The sequence below is a fragment of the Streptomyces mesophilus genome, assembly GCF_011044995.1.
Taxonomy (GTDB): Bacteria; Actinomycetota; Actinomycetes; order Streptomycetales; family Streptomycetaceae; genus Streptomyces; species Streptomyces mesophilus.
Window position 1 is genome coordinate 47,739 of sequence record NZ_JAAKZW010000005.1, and the last position, 20,137, is coordinate 67,875.

At 69.7% G+C, this 20,137-nt stretch carries 21 protein-coding genes; 8 read left to right on the forward strand and 13 right to left on the reverse strand.

Translation table 11 applies throughout. The features are described 5' to 3' along the window. Positions 1-58: 58 nt before the first annotated feature. From G6045_RS03195 to G6045_RS03205, 3 genes are all read left to right on the forward strand, one after another. A complete protein-coding gene (locus G6045_RS03195; protein WP_165330216.1) occupies positions 59-1,072 on the forward strand; it encodes a phosphotransferase family protein in 1,014 nt (337 codons plus the stop codon). A gap of 75 nt (positions 1,073-1,147) precedes the next feature. After that, a complete protein-coding gene (locus G6045_RS03200) occupies positions 1,148-1,357 on the forward strand; it encodes a hypothetical protein (protein WP_165330217.1) in 210 nt (69 codons plus the stop codon). Between the two features lie 369 nt (positions 1,358-1,726). Further along, complete coding sequence (locus G6045_RS03205; RefSeq protein ID WP_165330218.1) at positions 1,727-3,049, forward strand: enolase C-terminal domain-like protein; 1,323 nt, start codon at positions 1,727-1,729, stop codon at positions 3,047-3,049. A 91-nt stretch (positions 3,050-3,140) separates the two neighbouring features. On the opposite strand, the gene G6045_RS03210 is transcribed toward G6045_RS03205, so the two are convergent. The 6 genes from G6045_RS03210 to G6045_RS03235 all read right to left on the reverse strand — a co-directional run bounded on the left by G6045_RS03210 (position 3,141) and on the right by G6045_RS03235 (position 7,539). Then, entirely contained in the window at positions 3,141-3,887 is a 747-nt protein-coding gene (locus G6045_RS03210) for a phosphotransferase family protein (protein ID WP_165330219.1), read from the reverse strand. 130 nt (positions 3,888-4,017) lie between these two features. Then, positions 4,018-4,437 (reverse strand): hypothetical protein, encoded by a 420-nt coding sequence (locus G6045_RS03215; RefSeq protein ID WP_165330220.1) that lies wholly within the window; start codon positions 4,435-4,437, stop codon positions 4,018-4,020. Positions 4,438-4,449: 12 nt separating this feature from the next. Continuing rightward, positions 4,450-4,731, reverse strand: coding sequence for a hypothetical protein (locus tag G6045_RS03220; protein ID WP_165330221.1), 282 nt, complete (start codon positions 4,729-4,731; stop codon positions 4,450-4,452). A 130-nt stretch (positions 4,732-4,861) separates the two neighbouring features. Further along, positions 4,862-5,794, reverse strand: coding sequence for a hypothetical protein (locus tag G6045_RS03225; RefSeq protein WP_165330222.1), 933 nt, complete (start codon positions 5,792-5,794; stop codon positions 4,862-4,864). 275 nt (positions 5,795-6,069) lie between these two features. Next, the gene (locus G6045_RS03230; RefSeq protein ID WP_165330223.1) at positions 6,070-6,618 is read right to left on the reverse strand and encodes a hypothetical protein; all 549 of its coding nucleotides are present in this window, start codon (positions 6,616-6,618) and stop codon (positions 6,070-6,072) included. 237 nt (positions 6,619-6,855) lie between these two features. Next, the gene (locus G6045_RS03235) at positions 6,856-7,539 is read right to left on the reverse strand and encodes an HNH endonuclease family protein (protein WP_165330224.1); all 684 of its coding nucleotides are present in this window, start codon (positions 7,537-7,539) and stop codon (positions 6,856-6,858) included. A 294-nt stretch (positions 7,540-7,833) separates the two neighbouring features. Here G6045_RS03235 and G6045_RS03240 point away from each other — a divergent pair, with 294 nt between their 5' ends. After that, on the forward strand, positions 7,834-8,997 hold the full coding sequence (locus tag G6045_RS03240; protein ID WP_165330225.1) for a lipid II:glycine glycyltransferase FemX: 1,164 nt from the start codon (positions 7,834-7,836) through the stop codon (positions 8,995-8,997). A gap of 24 nt (positions 8,998-9,021) precedes the next feature. Here the strand turns inward: G6045_RS03240 and G6045_RS03245 are convergent, their stop codons facing one another. Further along, a complete protein-coding gene (locus G6045_RS03245) occupies positions 9,022-10,365 on the reverse strand; it encodes a UDP-N-acetylmuramoyl-tripeptide--D-alanyl-D-alanine ligase (protein ID WP_165330226.1) in 1,344 nt (447 codons plus the stop codon). A 338-nt stretch (positions 10,366-10,703) separates the two neighbouring features. Between G6045_RS03245 and G6045_RS03250 the strand changes: the two genes are divergently transcribed. The 4 genes from G6045_RS03250 (at position 10,704) to G6045_RS03265 (ending at position 14,293) form a co-directional block, all read left to right on the forward strand. Next, positions 10,704-11,672, forward strand: coding sequence for a D-isomer specific 2-hydroxyacid dehydrogenase family protein (locus G6045_RS03250; protein WP_235967514.1), 969 nt, complete (start codon positions 10,704-10,706; stop codon positions 11,670-11,672). Beyond that, entirely contained in the window at positions 11,665-12,711 is a 1,047-nt protein-coding gene (gene vanA, locus G6045_RS03255; RefSeq protein WP_165330227.1) for a D-alanine--(R)-lactate ligase, read from the forward strand. The genes G6045_RS03250 and vanA overlap by 8 nt, the downstream gene beginning before the upstream one ends. Then, positions 12,708-13,316 carry a D-Ala-D-Ala dipeptidase VanX gene (gene vanX / locus G6045_RS03260; RefSeq protein WP_165330228.1) on the forward strand — a complete coding sequence of 203 codons (609 nt, stop codon included), beginning with the start codon at positions 12,708-12,710 and terminating at the stop codon, positions 13,314-13,316. Before vanA ends, vanX begins: the two co-directional genes overlap by 4 nt. Before the next feature lie 236 nt (positions 13,317-13,552). Further along, complete coding sequence (locus G6045_RS03265) at positions 13,553-14,293, forward strand: alpha/beta hydrolase (protein WP_165330229.1); 741 nt, start codon at positions 13,553-13,555, stop codon at positions 14,291-14,293. Between the two features lie 109 nt (positions 14,294-14,402). On the opposite strand, the gene G6045_RS03270 is transcribed toward G6045_RS03265, so the two are convergent. From G6045_RS03270 to G6045_RS03295, 6 genes are all read right to left on the reverse strand, one after another. Further along, a complete protein-coding gene (locus G6045_RS03270) occupies positions 14,403-15,461 on the reverse strand; it encodes an endonuclease/exonuclease/phosphatase family protein (RefSeq protein ID WP_165330230.1) in 1,059 nt (352 codons plus the stop codon). A gap of 171 nt (positions 15,462-15,632) precedes the next feature. Beyond that, positions 15,633-15,962: a hypothetical protein gene (locus G6045_RS03275; RefSeq protein WP_165330231.1), complete on the reverse strand. Its 330-nt coding sequence runs from the start codon at positions 15,960-15,962 to the stop codon at positions 15,633-15,635. A 148-nt stretch (positions 15,963-16,110) separates the two neighbouring features. Continuing rightward, a complete protein-coding gene (locus tag G6045_RS03280; protein WP_328707638.1) occupies positions 16,111-17,577 on the reverse strand; it encodes a sensor histidine kinase in 1,467 nt (488 codons plus the stop codon). After that, positions 17,574-18,263 (reverse strand): response regulator transcription factor, encoded by a 690-nt coding sequence (locus G6045_RS03285; protein ID WP_165330232.1) that lies wholly within the window; start codon positions 18,261-18,263, stop codon positions 17,574-17,576. The genes G6045_RS03280 and G6045_RS03285 overlap by 4 nt, the downstream gene beginning before the upstream one ends. 74 nt (positions 18,264-18,337) lie before the next feature. Beyond that, entirely contained in the window at positions 18,338-19,189 is an 852-nt protein-coding gene (locus G6045_RS03290) for an ABC transporter permease (RefSeq protein ID WP_165330233.1), read from the reverse strand. After that, complete coding sequence (locus tag G6045_RS03295; protein ID WP_165330234.1) at positions 19,189-20,124, reverse strand: ABC transporter ATP-binding protein; 936 nt, start codon at positions 20,122-20,124, stop codon at positions 19,189-19,191. Before G6045_RS03295 ends, G6045_RS03290 begins: the two co-directional genes overlap by 1 nt. Between the last annotated feature and the right edge of the window lie 13 nt (positions 20,125-20,137).

The window sequence follows — 20,137 nt, forward strand, 5'->3', positions numbered from 1 at the left end:
TGTTCCGGACTTTCCGGGCGGCCGGGTCGGACGGCTGCCGTGATGCCAAGATTGACCTGTGCACCAGTCCCTGGACCTCCCCGTAGCCGACGCTCTCGCCGCCGTCTCGGTCACCGTGGACGACGTCGTGGAGTGCACACCCCTGACGGGTGGCACGTACAACGCACTGTTGCGGGTGGTTCTGCGGGACGGGCGACGCTGGATCGTGAAGTGTCCGCCGTCCGGCGACGGTGCGTCCGCGCTCGCGTACGAGCACGACCTGCTGCGAGCCGAGAGCGTCTACTACCGGGCCGCGGCCGGCACACCCCAGGTCCCGGTGCCACGGTTGGTGCACGCGGCGCTCGACGGTGACCCGCCGATGGTGCCCTGCCTCGTCATGACGGAGTGCCCCGGCAGCCCTTGGCACCAGGTCGACGCGCAGCTGGAGCCTTCCGAAAGGACCCGGTTGCGCGGGGAGTTGGGCGGCATCGTCGCCCGGCTGCATGCCACGACCGGGGACGCGTTCGGTTACCCGGCCCTACCGTTCGGACCTGCTGCGGCGACCTGGCGCGAAGCCTTCACCGACATGACGCGGGCGGTCCTGGACGACGCCCAGCGCTATGACGCGCAGCTCCCGAGGCCCGTGGCGGACCTGCGCAAGGTGTTCGCGTCGGCGGCCGGCGTCCTGGACGAGGTCACCCGGCCCGCGCTCGTGCACTTCGACCTCTGGCAGGGAAATCTGCTGATCGACGGCGAGCCGGGTGCGCGCACCATCAGTGGAGTCATCGACGGGGAGCGCATGTTCTGGGGCGACCCGGTCGCCGAGTTCGTCTCGCTCTCCCTGTTCGACGACATCGAGCGGGACACGGATTTCCTGACCGGCTACGCACAGGCCGGCGGGCAGGCGGAGTTCACCGACTCCGTACGGCTGCGCCTGAATCTGTACCGCTGCTACCTGTATCTGATCATGCTGGTCGAGACGGTTCCGCGCGGCTACTCGCGCGAGCAGCGGGCCTGGACTTGGCGGCATGCAGGGAGCAGCCTCACCAAGGCAGTTGGGGCGGTGGAGGAGGCCGCGAAGAGCAGCCCGTAATCGCACTGGCGCGGGTACTGGGCGGCGGTCGACGTCCCGTTCGCGAGCACGCCCCTTCCCCGTACCCACGTCTTCGTGGCCGCTACCGCGGCAAGGTCGCCGTCCATCCCGCCTCACCCCGCCAACTCCACCGTGCCGGAGCTGGTCACAGGGAGCGAACGCGTCGATCTCGCCGAGGCAATCACCGAACTCGGGCAACGACACAACGCCCAGGTCATCCGCGTGGACAGCGGCGACTCCCTCACCCGCGCCCGCTGCCTGACGGTGCCGGCTGCCACCCATTGACGATTCGCTGACTCTCTCCCTACGGTTGGTCCTCATACACGAACGTTGTTCACATAGAAAAACATCATGTCTTCGCAGAGCACCAACCGCCCGTGGCCGTCCGCCTCATCGACGGCAGCCGGCACGGCGTGCTCTCGTTCCCGCTGACCGCCTTCGACGAGCAAGGCGCTTCGGACCTGGAGGCCCTCCGAGCGCATCATGACCTCCAGTTGGCCGCGCCGAACACGGTCCGCTACTCGTGCGGCACCGGCGAATGCCTCTCCGTTACGCCGACGTCGTGGCCGCCTCCCGGTGATCGCGGGGCCCCGGGCCCACGACAGCCCGCACAGACACCGCTGGATCATCCCGTACGCATCGAAAGGCGACCGCATGACCGGGCACCGCACCTCCGCAGCCGATACGACAGCCGATACGACGATCGCCGACGTCCGTCTGACGCCGATCCTGATCGCCGATCCGCCTCTGCTCAACGTGCAGGGCGTGCACCAGCCCTACGTCCCCCGCCTCATCGTCGAGGTGGAGACCGAGGGCGGAATCGTCGGCGTCGGCGAGACGCTGGGCGACACCACCTATCTGGAGATCGCCCGGCAGCTCGCCCCGGCCCTGGTGGGACGCCGTACCAGCGAGACCAACCTGCTGCCCGCGATAGCCGCCTGCGTCGCGGACGTCGACGCGGGCGCGCTCAGCTCGCCCACCGACACGGCAGGATTCCGCGGCACGCCGAACGCCGGCAAGCTGCGGCTCAGCGTGATCTCGGCCTTCGAGGTGGCCATGCTCGACGCCCTCGGCAAGGCGACCGAACTGCCCGTACATGCGCTGCTCGGCGGCAAGGTGCGCGACAGCGTGGAGTACAGCGGCTACCTCTTCTACCGCTGGGCCGAGCACCCGCAGGACGACGCTCCGCGCGACGACTGGGGCGCCGCGCTCGACCCGGCCGGCATCGTCGAGCAGGCGCGGCGCTTCCACCGCGACCACGGGTTCACGTCGTTCAAACTCAAGGGCGGTGTGTTCCCGCCCGACGAGGAGGCCGCCGCGATCCGCGCCCTGGCCGAGGCGTTCCCCGACAGTCCGCTGCGGCTCGACCCCAACGGCGGCTGGAGCGTCGGCACCAGCCTGAAGGTCGCCGCCGAACTCACCGGCGTACTGGAGTACTTGGAGGACCCCACCACCTCGACGCCCGGTATGGCGCAGGTCCACGAGGGCAGCGGTATGCCGCTCGCCACGAACATGTGCGTCACGCGGCTCGGCGAGATCCCGGAGGCCTTCACCAAGGACGCCGTGCAGGTCGTGCTCTCCGACCACCACTACTGGGGCGGCCTGCGCGCCACCAAGGAACTCGCCGCGATCTGCTCCGCGTTCGGCGTCGGTGTCTCCATGCACTCCAACACCCACCTGGGCATCAGCCTCGCCGCCATGACCCAGGTCGCCGCGACCGTGCCCCACCTCGACTACGCCTGCGACACGCACCGCCCTTGGCAGACCGACGACGTCATCACCGTGCCGCACGTCTTCCGCGAGGGCCGTATCGAGGTCACCGACACCCCGGGCCTCGGCGTCGAACTCGACCGTGACGCCCTCGCCGTACTGCATGAGCGCTGGCTGGCCATGCCCGGAATGCGCGACCGCGATGACGAGGCCGGGATGCGCCTCGTCGATCCGCGGTGGACCCCGCACTCCTCGCCGCGCTGGTGACCTGGCTCAGGCCGTCTTCGGCGGACAGGCAGGCGTTGCCGCCGTCCGCGGCCGGCGCGGTGGCACGCGCGCAGCCGCTCCCCCGGCAACCTCACATGCGCGCTCTCAGCACGTCGACCTCGCAGCCCGGCGCGAACGGGTCGAAGCCGTGCTCGATCAGCCAGCGGATCGCGAGCAGGCTGCGCAGCGACCACCACGCTTGGATCACGTCGAGGTCGACGTCCCGTCCGTAACCGTCGACCAGGTCGCCGAGGTGCTCCTCGTGTCCGAGCGCCAGGGTGGCGAGGTCGTACAGGGCGTCACCCTGGCCGGCCTCGGACCAGTCGATGATGCCGGTGATCTCGTCGCGGTCGACGAACACATGGGCGACCTGCAGGTCGCCGTGGGTGAACGCCGGGGTCCATGGGCGAAGTGCGGCTTCGGCGACCTGAAGGTTGCGGGTGACCAGGTCGGCGGGCAGGACGTCGTTCGTGACGAGCCATGCGCATTCGTCCGCCAGCGCCGCTCTCCACTCGTCGACGCCTCGGCCGGCCCGGCCTGTCCATCGGGGCAACGGCCCGTCGTGCAGGGCCCGGAGGGCCGCGCCCGCAGCGGCCCACGCCGCGGGCGATGAGGCCGACGGCTCGCCGAGGCGGGCGAGCGCTGCTCCGGGGAGCGCCGCGATCGCGAGCACCGGCGGCTTGTGCCACAGGACTTCGGGGGTCGGGACCGGTGCCAGGGCCAGCGCTTCGACCTCGACGTCCCTACGCGCCTGATCGGCGTCCACCTTCAGGAATACGTCGCCGACCCGCAGGGTCGCGCGCTCGGAATGCGCGACGACGACCTTGACCTCATCCATGGCGACCAGCATCCCGGACGACCGTCCACGGCACCGGGATTATTGGCCTGAGCCCGACTACCGTTCCCCGACTACCGTTCGCAGAACCAGAATTGTCGACCCGATCAACGTGCGGCCGGCCTCGATGTCATCACCTGGGCGACGTCGGCCGTGAACGCTCGGTCTGCCGAGTCGCGTCAGCGTGCGGGACGCCGGCGCTCTGCCCGTGCAGGTCGACCTCGGTGACGTTGCCCGGATCGCCGGCGCAGACGGCGTAGATGGTGTGGCCGGTGCCCGGGGTGATGACCGTGGTGCCGGTCAGGGTGTGGCCGCCCGGCTTCGCAGGGGCGAGGTCCACGGGCTCGATGGGCGTGTGCGCAGTGGTGCCGTCGCCGACGAGCTGTCCTTCCGCTCGACCGCCCATGGACGGATCGGAGCATCCGGTCAGGGTGATGATCACCGTTTCCCCGGGGCGCGCGGTGGTGGGCGACACGGTCACGGAAGCAGAGGGGGTGGGGGTGCAGGCGACCGTGCCCGCGAGCGCGGCGGTCAGAACCAGGGGGATCAGCACGGCAGGTCTCCGTCAGAGGCAGGGGTTCACGGGGTTGCGGGGCGCTTTGAGGGCAGGGAGCGAGGTCGCCTGTTCAGGCACGAGTCCGATGGGTTTTCCGGTGACGCGTTCGGCGCCGCGGTGGGCGATCCTGCCGACGATGTTCGCGGCGGGTTGGATCTCCTCACGCGGACTGATGTGCGTGGACGTCGCCTCGTGCGTCGGGGCGGGCGGAGGCGTGGCGAACGCGGGAAGCGTGGGCAGGGTGGTAGCGGCCAGGGCGCCGGCCACGATGATCAGGGCTCGGATGCGCACGCGGGCGGGCATGAGCGGAACGGCCTTTCAGACTGGTTCGCGGGGCTGGTGCAGGGCCCGCCGGTACATCTCCGGACCGGCGGGCCCTGCACCACGGTGAAAGCCGACGTCAGACGTCAGACGTCAGACGTCAGACCGCGGGGTTGAGCTGGACCTGGCCGGGGTCGGTCGTCGGGGCGACCGGGGCCGGGGCCGGGGCCGGCTTCTTGTCCGGCTTCGGCGCGGTGTCGACGTCCGGCTTCGGCTGCTGCTCGTTGTCCGGGACGGGCTGCGGCTTCGGCTGCTGGTCGTTGTCCGGGACCGGCTGCGGGTCGATCGGGTCCGGCTCGGGGGTGGGCTCCGGCTTCGGCTCGGGAGCCGGCTGCGGTGCACCGGAGTTGTCGACCCAGGAGGTCAGCCGGCCGTCGGGGGACAGCACGACGTGCAGACCGTTGTTCTCGCCCGAAGCGGCGCGGCCGTTGGCGTCGAGGGTGCCGATGCTCGCCGCGCCGGGGCCACTGGAGACGACGGCCTGCCAGTGGTTGGCGGACAGCTTGTACACCCGGGCCATGGAGCCGTCAGCGAGCGTGTCGTTGCGGACGTGCTCACGCTTTTCCGGGTTCGGCTTCGGCTTGGGCTTCGGGTTGGGCTTGGCACGGTCGACCCAGGAGCTGACCTGTCCGGTCTTGGTGAGCTTGACGTGCAGGCCGTTCAGGTTCGCGTCGGCGGTCTTGCCGAAGGCGTTGACCGTGGCGATCTTCTTGCCGTTGAACAGGATGTCGGCCTGGAAGCAGTTCTTGCCCAGCCTGTACACCTTGGCGGTGTGGCCCTTGGAGGCGAGCTTGACCGTCTTGGTGAAGACACGCTTGCCGTGGGCGGCGGCCTCGACGCCGGCGGTGGCCTCCGCGTCGGTGGGGGCGGCGGTGAAGACCTGCGTGCCGTCCGTCTCGGTGATGACGGTTCCGGCCGCGGTCGCGGTGTCGGCCTGGTCGGCCATGGCACCGGTCGCGGTGTAAGCGCCGAATCCGATGGCCGTCGCGGCGGTGGCGGCAATGATGCTGGTGCGCAGGGTGCGGGTGGTCATACGCATGGTGAAAAGGGGCCCTTTCGGGTCGCGGTTTCAGGATGTGATGGCCGCCCGGTTCCAGTTCCCCTCCGGCGACATCTACGAAGCTACGCACCCGATATGAAAGCCACCCATAAGGGATGTAACAGGTAAAAGGCTCCTGTATCTCAGTTCTCTTACATGATCGCTACTCGCGCGTAGCAAAGCGCCCTGCCCGGCGCATGCCGCCCGGCAGGGCGCTGGTCACAGACCTCGGGTCGGCGCCGTAAGACGACCTCCGTCCCGTGGAAGGCTCAGCCTTCGGCCGCCCGACGGCGGATCACCCAGTACGTGGCGCCTAGCGAACCGGCGACCAGGAGACCACCCGTGATCATCGCGGTGCCCGATCCCCCGAAGCTGCCGCCGAGGCCGCCGTGGACGCCGTGGGGAGTGGCGTTGCGCGACACGGTGAAGGACGCCGACCACTGACCGCCGCCGGGGCAGCTCCCGTCGACGCCCCACTGTGAGGTGGCACCGACCCCGTTGGGACCGGATCCGGTGAAGTTGGAAGCGGGGGCGATGCGGGCCGTGCCTTGGTACTGACCGCCCGAACCAGGCGCGCCGCCGGAGCCGACGAGGTGCAGCGTGGCCGTGCCCGAGGCGAACGCCTGGCTGTTGGCGGTGATCGTGGACGGCGACTGGCTGGTCTGCGTGAACGCGCACTCGACGTTGACGGTGACCGTGCCACCGGGCGAGACGGTGCTGGGCGTGACGTCCGCGGACTCGGCCCAGGCGGCGGGGGCCGCCGCGAGCACGGCCGCGGCAGTAAGGGCGGATGCGGCGAGGACGCGGGCGGTGCGCATGACGGGACTCCTCGGATACCGGGGCGGGCGCTTCGTTGCGCCTATGCCGTCATGCAAGTCGTCAGCCAGGGAGCTCGCCTTCGGCAGGGCCCCATTCGCAGTACGTGTGCCTCCGCACGGGTGAGGGGCCGAGCACGGGTGAGCGGCCCCACGCGGTATGAACCTCGACCCTCACGGTCCAAGCCGACACCTGATCGACATCGACCACCTCCCGCGGAGCGGACGTCGCTCGCCGGCTCAGCGCGACCTGAGCGTCACCGGCACGTTGGGGCAGCCCTGCGCCACCTCGGTGAGCTTCACCGCCTCCAGGAAGTCAACGGTCAAGCCCCAGCGCAGCTTTGTGAGCACCCAGTCCGTGATGTACGCGCAGCGGGAGGCCTCATAGGGCGGCAGCCAGCCGGCCGGATCCCGGCCCGCCTTCTCTCTGTGCGTCTCTGCCGTGACCGCGGTCAGAGTCGCCTGCGCGGCGAGGTCGTTCGCGTAGGCCTCCCGCTTGGCCGCATCCCACGTGTACGCACCTGACGCCCAGGCCTCCTCGAGCGGCACGACGTGCTCGACGACAAGCCGGCGGGCCGGATCGCCCGTCACCGGCCGGTCGTCGTACCACGAGTACCACTGCCCGGATGCGATCACGCACCCCTCATCGACCCGCACGGGGCCGACCGCCTCCGCCCTGAGGACCTCGGCGCGGGTGTCGCATCCGTCGAAATCGGCGTCCGCCCAGCGCCCGAACGCGCTCCGCTCGAAGCCGGTCCCGTGTGCGGACATCACTCCCAGCAGCTGCACCGCCTTGCGGAGTTGCACACGCGGCACCGGATCCGCCGCCACCTCCGCCGTCGGGCCCGCGGTCGCCGGGAACCACACACCCGCCAGAGCCAGCAGCGCGAGAGCCGTACACCACAACCGGAAAGTTCTGATCATCCGCCCCGTCTATCCGACCCGCCCACCCCGGCACCACGGACGACACGGCCGCGTACGCCAAATCGACGCGCCATGCGCCCACCCGGACGACACCACCCACAGGCCTCGCGCGGCCTGACGGCCTCATCGGGCGCGGCATCGGCGCATATCGTCGGCGTATCGAAATCCGCATACCCTCCGGCAACATCACGCTGCTTTGACTGGGGGCATGTCGTACAGCGAACCAGCACGCACCGCGCCCCGGACTCCGCCGAACGCGCCCACGGAACACGCCGAAGCGAAGGCGAGGGCCCTGTGAGCCGGACTGCTCATCAGCGGGAGGTGGCGGGTGCGGGGCTGAGCGTGTGGGCGATCACGGCCGCCGAGTACGCGGCGTTCGTGCGGGCGCAGCCGTCGGTCAGCTTTCTGCAGACGCCGGCGTGGGGCCGGGTCAAGACCGAGTGGCGCAGCGAGTATCTCGGGTGGTTCGACGGAGGGCAGTTGGCCGGTGCCGGGCTGGTGCTGCACCGGCCGGTGCCGCGACTAGACCGCTACACGCTCGCGTATCTGCCGCAAGGCCCGGTCATCGACTGGAGCGGTGAGATCGAGGCGTGGCTCGACCCGCTGGCGGTCTATCTGAAGGCACATGGCGCGTTTGCTATACGTCTCGGTCCGCCGGTGCGTACCGCCGTCTGGAGCGCCGCCCAGGTCAAGGAGGGTATCGCCGACCCTCGCCGGAAGCGGCTCACGGACATGGCGAGCCTGACGGACGACCCGGTCGGGGTCCACGTGACCACGCAACTGCGCCATGCCGGCTGGCTGCCGCAGAGTCCGGAGGACGGGTTCGGGGCCGGGCAGCCGCAGTTCACGTATGAGATGCCGCTGGCCGGCCGGTCCGAGGACGATGTGCTGCGCGGTATGAACCAGCAGTGGCGTCGCAATATCAAGAAGGCTGCCAAGGAAGGGGTCGAGGTCACGGTCGGCGACGTCACCGCCGGCGAGGACCTGAAGGCCTTTCACGACCTCTACGTGCACACGGCCGAGCGCGACCGGTTCACTCCCCGGCCGCTGCACTACTTCGCCACCATGTTCGCCGAGATGAGCGCGGAGGCGCCCGAGCGGATCAAGCTCTATCAGGCCCGGCACCAGGGCGAACTGGTGGCGGCCACGATCCTGGTGCGCGTCGGCGGTCACGCCTGGTACCTGTACGGCGCTTCCTCGACCGCGAAACGCGAAGTGCGGGGCTCCAACGCCTGCCAGTGGGCGATGATCCGCGACGCGCTGGCGGCCGGGTGCGACCTCTACGATCTGCGCGGCATCACGCCCACCCTCGATGCCGACGACCCGCATGTCGGGCTGATCCAGTTCAAGGTCGGTACCGGCGGCCAGGCGGTGCGGTACGCCGGGGAGTGGGATCTGCCGCTGCGGCCGATGGTGTACCGCGCCTTCGATCTGTACATGAGGCGACGCGGGCGCTGAGCCCCAATCCGCCGCCCTGCCGAACTACTCGAGGGCGGCGGCGACTTCGTCGAGGCGGGCTCCGCGGGATGCCTTGACCAGCACCACGTCCTTGGCGGCGAGCCGGCCGCGCAGCCAGTCGACCGCGGCGTCGTTGTCGGCGAGCACCACGGCCCGCTCCCCCGCCCCGTCGGCGATCGGCCGCGCGCGCTCGCCGATCACGGCCACCACGTCGGCGCGGGAGGCGGCGTACTCCCCGATGGCCCGGTGCTCCGAGGCGCTGTCGGCGCCGAGTTCGAGCATGTCGCCGAGTACGGCGATGCGGCGCCCGCCGTCGATGGCCGCGAGGGCGTCCAAGGCGGCGCGGGTGGAGTCGGGGTTGGCGTTGTAGGAGTCGTTGAGGAGGGTTGCGCCGCAGGCGAGTTGGCGCAGTTCCATGCGCCAACGCGACAGCGAGGCGGTCGCAAGCGCCGTGGCGGCCGCGGCGAGCGGGATGCCTGCTGCCAGACCCACCGCCGCGGCGGCCGAGGCGTTCAGCGCCTGGTGGGCTCCGACGAGCGGCAGGGTCAACGGAGTCGAGGCGTGGGCGGTCCGCAGGGTGCAGGACGGCCTGCCCGAACCGTCGAGCACCGGATCGAGGATGCGTACATCGGCATGCTCTGCCCGGCCGAACGTCAGCACTGGGCCTTCGGTGAGCGCACGCATCGCGATCACCCGGGGATCGTCGGCATTGAGGACGGCGATACCGCCGGCTGCGAGCCCCCGCACCATCTCGCCTTTGGCCTGCGCGATGGCCGCGCGGGACCCGAACTCGCCCAAGTGGGCCTGCCCGACGTTCAGTACGACGCCGATGTCGGGCGCGACCAAGCCGGTGAGGTGGGCGATGTCACCGACGTGGCGAGCCCCCATCTCCAGGACGAGACAGCGGGTGTCCGCGTCCGCGCGCAGCATGGTGAGCGGCACGCCGAGCTCGTTGTTCAGCGAACCGATGGTGGCGATGGTCGGCGCGGCACTCGAAAGCACCGCTGCGATCAGGTCCTTGGTGCCGGTCTTGCCCTGCGAACCGGTCACGCCCACCACCGTCAGACCCGGGCGCAGCCGGGCCACGACATGGGCGGCCAGTCGCTGCAGCGCGGCCTGGACATCCTGGACGACGACCGTCGGCAGCGGAGTGGCGCGGGAGCCGAGTACGGCCACTGCGCCGGCCCGGCCCGCCGCGGCGGCGTAGTCGTGACCGTCGACGTTCTCGCCGCTGAAGGCGACGAACAGGCCGCCGGGGTCCGCCTGCCGGCTGTCGAGCGTGGCCGGCGCGGTCACCGTCACCGTGCCGTCGCCCTCCACGGTCCCGCCGACCATCTCGGCGATCTCGCGCAGGCTGAGCGGGATCACGCCGACGTCCCGACGGTGCGCGGGAGGCCGAGCCGGAGCGGTCCGGCCAAGAGGGCAGGGGCGATGGCTCGTTCGCTGGAAGTCATGACTTCAGGCAAAGGGGCACGGTGTTGTCCGCGCGTATGAGTTTTTCGATACGCCGACGATATGTGGACGCATCCCAGAGGAATCGTTCAACTCGATGCGGCTCACGCCCTACCCGCATATCGTCCTCGTATCAAAAAGCGCATACGTTGCGGCAACACCGTGTCTCGTTGACTGTCGGCATGACCTCCACCGAACCAGTCCGCACAGCGGTCCGCCGCACGCGAGCTCCGGATTCGTCGTCCACTCGCGCGCTGTCGACCACGGGAATCACCGTCTATGGATGCGGGCAGGACGAAGCCGTCCTGTTTCGGGAGTTGGCGCCTGGATTCGGCATCGTTCCCACCCTCACCGAGGCTGCTGTGTCGGAGTCCCACGCTGAACTCGCCCGCGGAAACCGGTCCATCAGCGTCGGCCACAAGACTCCCGTCAGCCGTGCGACGCTCGTCGCTCTGCACCGCGTCGGCGTGCGGCACATCTCCACACGCAGCGTCGGTACCAACCACATCGACCTCGCTTACGCGGACAGCCTCGGCATTTCCGTCGGGAACGTCTGCTACTCCCCCGACAGCGTGGCCGACTACACGCTGATGCTGATGCTGATGGCGATACGCGACGCGAAGTCCACCATCCGCCGTGGCGCCGTTCACGATTACCGGTTGAACGAGATACGCGGGAAGGAACTGCGCGATCTGACCGTCGGAGTGATCGGAACGGGGCGTATCGGGTCGGCGGTCATGGACCGGCTGCGGGGTTTCGGCTGCCGCATACTCGCCAACTCCCATGGCCCGCACACCGCGGCCGCGTACGTGCCGCTCGATGAACTGCTCCGGCAGAGCGACATCGTGACGCTCCACACTCCGTTGACCGCACAGACACACCACCTTCTCGACCGTCGACGTATCGAGCAGATGAAGCGCGGAGCGTTCGTCATCAACACCGGACGCGGGCCCCTGCTCGACACCGAGGCCTTGCTTTCCGGGCTGGAAAGCGGCCGGCTTGCCGGTGCTGCCCTCGATGTCCTCGAAGGCGAGGAAGGAATCTTCTACGCCGACTGCAGGGAAAAGGACATCGAGAGCAAAGCACTTCTTCGGCTTCAGGAAATGCCGAACGTCCTCATCACCCCGCACACCGCGTACTACACGGACCACGCACTCAGCGACACAGTCAAGAACTCTCTCGCCAACTGCCTTGAATTCGAAAGCAGGAACCAGCATGGATAAGCTCAAGGTCGGCATCATTTTCGGCGGCTCTTCCGAAGAGCACCCCATCTCCGTCAAGTCGGCTCAGGAAGTCGCGAAGAACCTCGATCTCGCGAAGTACGAACCGTTCTACATCGGCATCACGAAGAGCGGCGCCTGGCTGCTGTGCGAGGGCCCCGACGCGCAGTGGGAGACCGGGGACTGCCGTCCTGCCGCACTGTCGCCGGACCGGACGGTGGGTGGGCTGCTCGTCCTCGACCAGGGAAAATACGACACGATCAGGTTGGACGTCGTCCTGCCGGTGCTGCATGGCACGCTCGGCGAGGACGGTGCGATGCAGGGGCTGCTCGAGCTTTCCGGCATTCCGTACGCGGGCTGCGATGTGCAGAGTTCCGCTCTCTGCATGGACAAGTCCCTTGCGTACACCGTGGCCCGCAGCGCGGGGATAGCCACGCCGAACTTCTGGACTGTGGCGGAAATCGCCGACATCGATCCGGACACCTTCACCTATCCGGTGTTCGTGAAGCCGGCGCGTTCCGGTTCCTCGTTCGGGGTCAGCAAGGTGTCCGGGAAGGATGAACTGGCGAGCGCCATCGATTCCGCGCGGCAGTACGACGCGAAGGTGCTGATCGAAGAGGCCGTGGTCGGCAGCGAAATCGGTTGCGCCATCTTGGGTGACGGCCACGGCACCGACCTGATGGCGGGCGAAGTGGATCGGATCGCCCTGTCCCACGGCTTCTTCCGGATCCATCAGGAATCGGCCCCTGAACAGGGTTCCGACAACTCGACGGCGATCGTCCCCGCCGATATTCCCGCCGCATCCCGTGCTCTCGTCCAGGAGACCGCGAAGTCCGTCTACCGCGCCCTGGGCTGCGGCGGCCTGGCCCGCGTGGACCTGTTCCTCAAGAAGGACGGAAGCGTCGTACTCAACGAGGTCAACACCTTTCCCGGAATGACCTCGTACAGCCGCTATCCGCGGATGATGGCCGCCGCGGGCGTATCGGTTTCCGAAGTGATCGACCGGATGGTGACGTCGGCGATGGCAGGAGGCAGCAGGTGAACGACGATTTCGTATTCGTCGACGAGCATGTCCCCGGCATTCGCTGGGATGCCAAGTACGCCACCTGGGACAATTTCACCGGCAAGCCGGTGGACGGGTACCGGGCGAATCGCATCGTCGGCACCCGGGCCCTGTGCAGCGCGCTGGAAGAAGCGCAGGCGAGGGCCGAATACCTCGGCTTCGGGCTTGTGCTGTGGGACGGCTATCGGCCCCAGCGTGCCGTCGACTGCTTCCTGCGCTGGTCGGAACTGCCGGAGGACGGCCGTACGAAGCCGCGGCACTATCCGAATATCGAGCGGGCCGAGATGTTCGAGAAGGGGTACGTGGCCACCAAATCCGGGCACAGCCGCGGGAGCACGGTCGATGTGACGCTGTACCACTTGGACACCGGCGAGCTCGCCGCCATGGGCGGCGGCCATGACCTGATGGATTCCGTCTCGCATCATGGCGCCACGGGCGTCAGGCAGTTCGAAGCGCGGAACCGGCATCTCCTCCGTTCCGTCATGGAGGGGTCGGGATTCAGTGCGTACGACTGCGAGTGGTGGCACTACACCCTCAAGGACGAGCCATACCCCGACACGTATTTCGATGTCCCCATCGCCTGAGGGGACGCCCCACGGACCGTTTCCCCGGAGGTCACGCACCTCCGGGCACGGAGCCTCACCAAGAACTCGTTTGCGGGCCCCGCGCGGCCGCTGCTACGTTCTCGGAGGCCGTGCGAGAGGAAACAGGAGGTGGTACCCGTGAACGCAGTGACGACATGGGTGCTCCCCTCCGGGGTCACGGTCGGGCGATAGGTCGTCCGGGAGCGCCGCTCTGAGCCCTCCCGAAAGGCACGACCGTGCACTTCACCTCTGAACCACGCCTCGACGACGGTGTCCTCGAGCGCCCCTTCGCCCTCGGCGAGATCCCCGGCCTCCTCTGGACGCCCGCCTCTTCGTCCGCATCCGCACCGGCGCCGCTGGTCCTCCTCGGCCACCCTCCGCTCGGGCTGCCCAGGATGTACCCCCGCCTGGCGGCGCGGGCCCGGCACGCCGCGGCCGAGGGCTTCGCCTCGGCCACCATCGAGCTCCCCGGGAGCGGTGAGCGGCCCCGTTGGGCCGCTGCCGATCAGGCCCGGGCCGACCTGCGGCGGGCGATGGAGGCCGGCGAACCTGTCGGCGACGAGATCATCGACGCCCTCATCCTCCCGCTCGTCGAAAAGTCGGTCCCGGAATGGCGGGCCGCCCTCGACGCCCTGCTCGCGTTGCCCGAGATCGGTGGCCCGGTCGTGTACTCGGGAGGAGTGATCTCCATCGGCGTACGTCTCGCGGTGGTCGAGCCGCGCATCGTGGCCGCCAGCCTGTTCGCCGGGAGTTTCATCCCGCGCGCCATCCTCGAGGAAGCCCGCCAGGTCACCATTCCGCTCCACGTCCTTCTGCAGTGGGACGACGAAGGGAACGACCGGCAGGCGGCGCTGGACCTGTTCGACGCCTTCGGCTCCAAGGAGAAGACGCTGCACGCCAACATGGGCGGGCATACGGGCGTCCCACAGTTCGCGGGAGAGGACGCGGCCCGGTTCTTCGCCCGGCACCTGAAGTAGGGCCGGGGCCGCTAAGCGGGCCACACCAGGACATCGTCGGTCGGAGCGTCCGGCGCCGGTCACGGCGCCGGACGCAAGGCACCAGTCAGGTCTCGGAGTTCAAGCCCCGTCAGGCCCCGGAGTTGAGGCGGAACGTGCTCAGCACCGCCTTGTGGTCGCTCGGCCAGGTCCAGGTCGGCTCCCAGAAGGGGTCGCGGCCGGTTTCCTCGACGCGCTCGTTGCGCACGATCGTCGTCGAGGGGCCGACGACGACGCTGTCGAGGAGGCGGATGCGGCGGTCCGGGTGGTAGTAGACGAAGTCGATACGGTCGCGTTCGTCGGCCTTCGGGGCCCAGGTCAACTCGCCCGTGTCGGCGCCCGGGTTGTCGCTCGGCCAGGTGAAGCCCGGGGTGCGTACGGGATCGGGGTGGATCTCGCGGTACGTGTCGCGGAAGCCGGCGTCCTCGATGGCCCTCGTCGTCGACCAGTCGACAACGGTGCCGTTGTGGTCGAAGAGGTTGCGGGTGCGCCGGGTCCAGTCGCGGAACGACGGCTCGTTGAAGTCACCGCCCAGGATGGCGAGTCGGCCTCGACGGCGTTCGGCCGCCGCGTCGGCGAGCATCGTCTTCGTGACCGCCGTACGGCCGGAGGCCTCGTTGAGGCGCGTGATCAGGTCGACGTCGGTGATCGGTCCGGTGGGAATCTCGTCCCAGCCGTATTCGGAGGTCTCCAAGGGCGCGGGCGTGCCGCCTCCGTAGCCGCGCGGCAGGTAGTTGACGTAGTAGCGGTATTCGAGATGGCCCGAGTAGACGGCGATCTCGGTGCCGTCGACGGATATCACGGCCTTCGACCAGGAGGGGAAGGAGGCGCGGTCGACGATCGGGTAGCGGGAAATCACCGCCGGATCGGTCGGGTTGGCATTGTCGTAGAAGGTCAGTCCGCGCTCGGCGAGGTCGGCGAGCAGGTCGGCCACCCGCTGCGGGTTGGACTCGCTCAGCAGGACCACGTCCGGGCGTACCGCAGCAACGGTGTCGGCGATTCCGGCCCGTCCGCCGTCCACTCTGCTGCCACCGAGCCAGATGTTGAACTGCAGCACTTTCAGAGTGCGGCGCGCGGGCCGTTGAGTCACCTCGGCTGCCTCCGCCACACCGGCGCCGATAAGTCCCGCGCCGACGGTGGCACCTGCCATACCCAGTAGTTCACGACGTCCGACCCTGCCCATGCGACCTCCATCGATTGCATACGTACGTACGGCCCGCGCAGTGAAGTCGCAGGCCGCACGTAGTGTCGAGGGCCATTCAAGACGGAAGGTGAACGCCGGGAGAAGATCCAGGAGTGCGCGGACTGCGATTGCCGGCTCTCAGAATCCCGGGGCGGGGAGGAAGTTCGGCCACCACGGGGGCACTCCGCTGGGGCACGCCGGTGTGGCGCCCTCCCAGAAGATCGAGATGACGCACCAGACAAGACCGATGAGCGTCACCACGAGGGCCCCGGCATGGAGACGTGGGCGGTCGCCGAGCAGGGCGCCCACCGCAACCCAGGCCAGCAGCAGGACCGACCACAACCCCGGGATGAACATCCACAGCAGGAAGCCGCTGTTGGCCGCGTTGTTCACTCCCACGTCACAGGCGTTCCAAGCCCGTCCCAGGAACATGGCGGTGACCACGGCAAGAGTCAGCCCCACCGCCATCCCGAGCAATCCGTGCAGCCGCCGCCCCGCCACAGCCTCTCCCCCGTTCGTCCAACCGCGCCTCGGCCACGAGCGATCGGGCTCACGTTCCTGGCTACGTATCGGATACGAAGGCTAGCGACGGGAGCCTGAGGCGTGCCGTGCCGGCTCACTCCCCCGCGTACAACGGCAGCAGCACCCTGAACGTCGCCCCCCGTCCCGGCGCCGTACGGACCTCGACCCGGCCGCCGTGGCCGCGTACGAGGGAGTCCACGATGGCCAGGCCCAGGCCCGCTCCCCCGCCGGTGGCGCGGGCGCGGGACGTGTCGCCGCGGTAGAAGCGGTCGAAGACGCGCTCGGACTGAGCGGCGGTCATGCCCGGGCCCTCGTCCTCGAACTCCAGGACCGCGAAGGCGCCTTGGGTGCCGACGCCGATCCGTACCGCGGTGCCGGGGGGCGTGTGGGCGACGGCGTTGCCGACGAGGTTGGAGGTGACCTGGCGCAGCCGCGCCTCGTCGCCGAGGACCGGTGCGCCGCCGGGCGGGCCGCCGTCGGGACCGGTGAGCGTGACCGTACGTCCGGGGTCGAGGGCGCGCAGGTCGTGCAGGGCGTCGGCTGCCAGGGTGCGCAGATCCATAGGGGTGAGGTGGAGGGGCAGCCCGGTGTCGGCGGACCGGTCGTCCAGGCGGGCCAACAGGAGAAGTTCTTCGACGAGTTGGACGAGACGGCCCGCTTCGCCTTCGATGCGGCTCATGGAGGCGTCGACATCGGAGCGCTCGGGCATGCCGCCCATCCGGTACAGCTCGGTGAAACCCTTGATACCGGCCAGGGGCGTGCGCAGTTCGTGGCTGATGTCGGCGATGAAGCGGCGCATACGCTGCTCGGCGTCGGCGCGTGCGGCATCGCCGGCTTCGATACGGTCGAGCATCCCGTTGAGCGCCGCGGACAGGCGCCCCAATTCGGTGCCCGAACCCGCGAGTTCGGGGACACGGCGCGTCAGGTCGCCGGAGGCGATGGCGGCCGCGGTCGTCTCGATCCGGCGCAGCGGACGCAGCCCTGCGCGTACGGCGAACCAGCCGGCGAGGCCGAGGGCGGTCAGTACGATGCCGTCGATCAGCAGGACGCGTCGGGTGAGGCCGTGCATGGCGGCGTCGACATCGGCGCGCGAACCTGCCGCGACCACGCTGCCGGAGCCCTCGCCGGCCGGGCGCGGGAGAGCCACGACGCGCCATTCGCGGCCGTCGTCGGAGCGGGCGTCGAACGGTTCGCCGCCGCGTGCGGCCACCTCGGCCGTGTCGAGGGCGGGGAGTTCGGGCGGGTCGTCCGCTCCGGGGCGGATCAGCCAGGTGACCGCTCCGTCGGGAGCCGCGTCCGCCACGTACATGTCCTTCATGAGTTCCTGCTCGACGGCGTCGCGCACCTGAGGGGCCTCGTCCCCGACCTCGTCCGGCAGCGCCGGCAGCCGGGCCGCGACGGCGGCGACCGAGGCCACGCGTTCGTCGAGCTGCTCGAGGAGGTCGCGCTGGAGCTGGTCGACCAGCAATCCGGTGCTGGCCAGCAGGGCGGCGATCAGCAGCGCGAGGGTGAGCGCGAGGAGCCGGGCCCGCAGGGACAGTCCCCTGCCCAGGCGCTTCACGGCTGCGGCCTGCGCAGCACGTAGCCGGTGCCGCGGACGGTGTGGATGAGCTTGGGCTCGGTGTCGTCGACTTTGCGCCGCAGATAGCTGACGTACGAGGCGACGATGCTGTCGTCGCCGCCGAAGTCGTAGTGCCAGACGAGGTCCAGGAGCTGTTCCTTGGACAGGACTTGGCCCGCGTGTTCCATGAGCACTTTCAGGAGGCTGAACTCGGTCGGCGACAGCGCGATGCCCGCTCCCCCGCGGGTCACCTGGTGGCTGTCCGGGTCGAGCACGAGGTCGCCGACGACGAGCCGGCCGTCGGGCCGTGCTCCGCTCGTACGCCGCAGGATGGCGCGGATGCGCAGGATCAGCTCCTCCAGGTTGAACGGCTTGGTGACGTAGTCGTCGCCGCCCGCCGTCAGGCCGCTGATCCGGTCCTCGGCCGCGTCACGGGCTGTCAGGAACAGCACCGGTGGCGGGCCGTCGGCGTGCAGCGCCTTGAGTCTGCGGACGACTTCGAAGCCGTCGAAGTCCGGCAGCATCACGTCGAGAACGATCAGGTCGGGCCGGTCCTGCCGCACCGCGCTCAGCGCCTCGCCGCCCGTGGTGACCGCGCGCACCTCGAAGCCGGTCAGGCGCAGGCTCGCGGAGAGCAGTTCGCGCAGGGTGGGATCGTCCTCTACCACGAGGAGCTGTTCCGCCATCGTCGTATCACCGCCTTGCCGGTCCACTGGCTTGCCCGGGCCGTTGTCCGATCCCCGGTCGCTGCTCGATCTTCCTACGCGTCGCGCCTGCGGAAGGTGAGGAACGCGGCCACGAGCAGCACCGCGACGCATCCCGCCATCACCGCCAGACCCGGCCACGGGCCGAGAAGCGCCGGGTCGCGGTACGCGGTGACGATCTGTCCCCCGGCCGACGGCGGCCAGTACGTGGCCGTCCAGTCGGCGAGCGGGCCCGGCAGGGCCGGACCGAACGCGGGGACGATCAGCATGGTCGCGAACATCGTGGTGACGGTGGCGGTGGTGCTGCGGATCAGGGTGCCCACCGCGAAGCCGAGCAGCGCCGCGAGGGTGAGATACAGGGCGCCGCCGAACACGGCACGCAGTGCTTGAGGATCGGACAGGGTCGCGTACGGGGCTCCGGCGCTCTCGAGCGCCGACTGCCCGACGGCGAAGCCGACCACCATGGTGGCCAGGCCCGCCCCGTACGCCATCACGGCGAGGACGACCGCCTTCGCCGCGAGCACCCGGCCGCGGTGGGGTACGGCGGTGAGGGTGCTCACGATGGTGCGGCTGCCGTACTCGGCGGTGACGACCAGGCCGCCGAGCAGGGCGAGCGTGACCTGGGCCAGCATGTAGCCCTTGAGACTGGTGGCGAGGGGGTCGAAGACCGCCTGGTCCGCGGCCTGCATTGTGGCGTATTCGTCGCCGGCCGAGGCGCCGTTGAGGGAGGCGAGGCCGACTCCGATCACGAGCGTGCCGAGGATGACCCACAGCGTGGAGCGCATCGTGCGGATCTTGATCCACTCGGCGTGAAGGCTGTGCCGGAAGGTCGCCTTCTTCGGTTCGGCGGTGTCCGGGAGCGGACGGCCGGGTGCGGTGCGGCGGGTGATCACGCTGGTGAGACTCATCAGGCGGCTTCCTTGTCCGTTGCCGTGGCCGTTTCCTTTTCAGCGGCGTACTCGGTGCTGTCATGGGTGAGGCGCATGAAGGCCTCCTCCAGGGAGGTCCTGCGCGGGGCGAGCTCATGGAGTTCCACACCGCGGGCAGCAGCCAGCGCGCCGATCGCGGGGGCGGCAAGACCGGTGACCACGAGGGCGTCACCGTCGCGGTGCACAGCCGCGCCCTCGGCCTCGAGCCGGCCGGCGAACTCGGGCGCCTGGGGGCTGCGCAGGACCACTTCCCGCAGGGAGTTGGCCTCGATGAACGCGGCCATGGAGGTGTCGGCGATCAGCCGGCCCCGGCCGATGACGACCAGGTGGTCGACGGTGAGTTCGACCTCGCCCATCAAGTGGCTGGACACCATGACCGCGCGTCCTTCGGCGGCCATCCGGCGCATCAACCCCCGGATCCAGACGATGCCTTCGGGGTCAAGGCCGTTCAGCGGTTCGTCGAGCACGAGCACCGGCGGATCGCCGAGCAGGGCCGCGGCGATACCGAGGCGCTGCTTCATGCCCAGGGAGTACGTACCGGCCGGGCGGCGCGCGACGGAGCCGAGGCCCACCTCGTCGAGCACCGCGTGGACGCGGCGCCGCGGCAGCCCGTTGCCGGCGGCGAGCGCGAGGAGGTGGTGGTACGCGCTGCGGCTCGGCAGCAGCGCTCCGGCGTCGAGCAGCGAGCCGACGGCCTTGAGCGGTACGGAGTGGGCCGCGGCCGCGCGGCCGCCGATGGTGGCGGTGCCCGCGGTCGGGGCGTCGAGCCCGAGGATCATCCGCATCGTGGTCGACTTCCCCGCGCCGTTCGGCCCGAGGAAACCGGTGACCTCACCCGGAAGCACGCCGAAACTCAGCGAGTCGACGGCCGTCACCTCGCCATAGCGCTTGGTCAGCCCGCGAACCTCGATCATCACGTCTCCCGAA

Coding starts and splice junctions, on each gene's coding strand:
- G6045_RS03205 (WP_165330218.1), top strand. CDS start 1,727: ATGACCGGGCACCGCACCTCCGCAGCCGATACGACAGCCGATACGACG.
- G6045_RS03210 (WP_165330219.1), bottom strand. CDS start 3,887: ATGGATGAGGTCAAGGTCGTCGTCGCGCATTCCGAGCGCGCGACCCTG.
- G6045_RS03225 (WP_165330222.1), bottom strand. CDS start 5,794: ATGACCACCCGCACCCTGCGCACCAGCATCATTGCCGCCACCGCCGCG.
- G6045_RS03230 (WP_165330223.1), bottom strand. CDS start 6,618: ATGCGCACCGCCCGCGTCCTCGCCGCATCCGCCCTTACTGCCGCGGCC.
- G6045_RS03235 (WP_165330224.1), bottom strand. CDS start 7,539: ATGATCAGAACTTTCCGGTTGTGGTGTACGGCTCTCGCGCTGCTGGCT.
- vanA (WP_165330227.1), top strand. CDS start 11,665: ATGGATAAGCTCAAGGTCGGCATCATTTTCGGCGGCTCTTCCGAAGAG.
- G6045_RS03270 (WP_165330230.1), bottom strand. CDS start 15,461: ATGGCAGGTGCCACCGTCGGCGCGGGACTTATCGGCGCCGGTGTGGCG.
- G6045_RS03275 (WP_165330231.1), bottom strand. CDS start 15,962: ATGGCGGTGGGGCTGACTCTTGCCGTGGTCACCGCCATGTTCCTGGGA.
- G6045_RS03285 (WP_165330232.1), bottom strand. CDS start 18,263: ATGGCGGAACAGCTCCTCGTGGTAGAGGACGATCCCACCCTGCGCGAA.
- G6045_RS03290 (WP_165330233.1), bottom strand. CDS start 19,189: ATGAGTCTCACCAGCGTGATCACCCGCCGCACCGCACCCGGCCGTCCG.
- G6045_RS03295 (WP_165330234.1), bottom strand. CDS start 20,124: ATGATCGAGGTTCGCGGGCTGACCAAGCGCTATGGCGAGGTGACGGCC.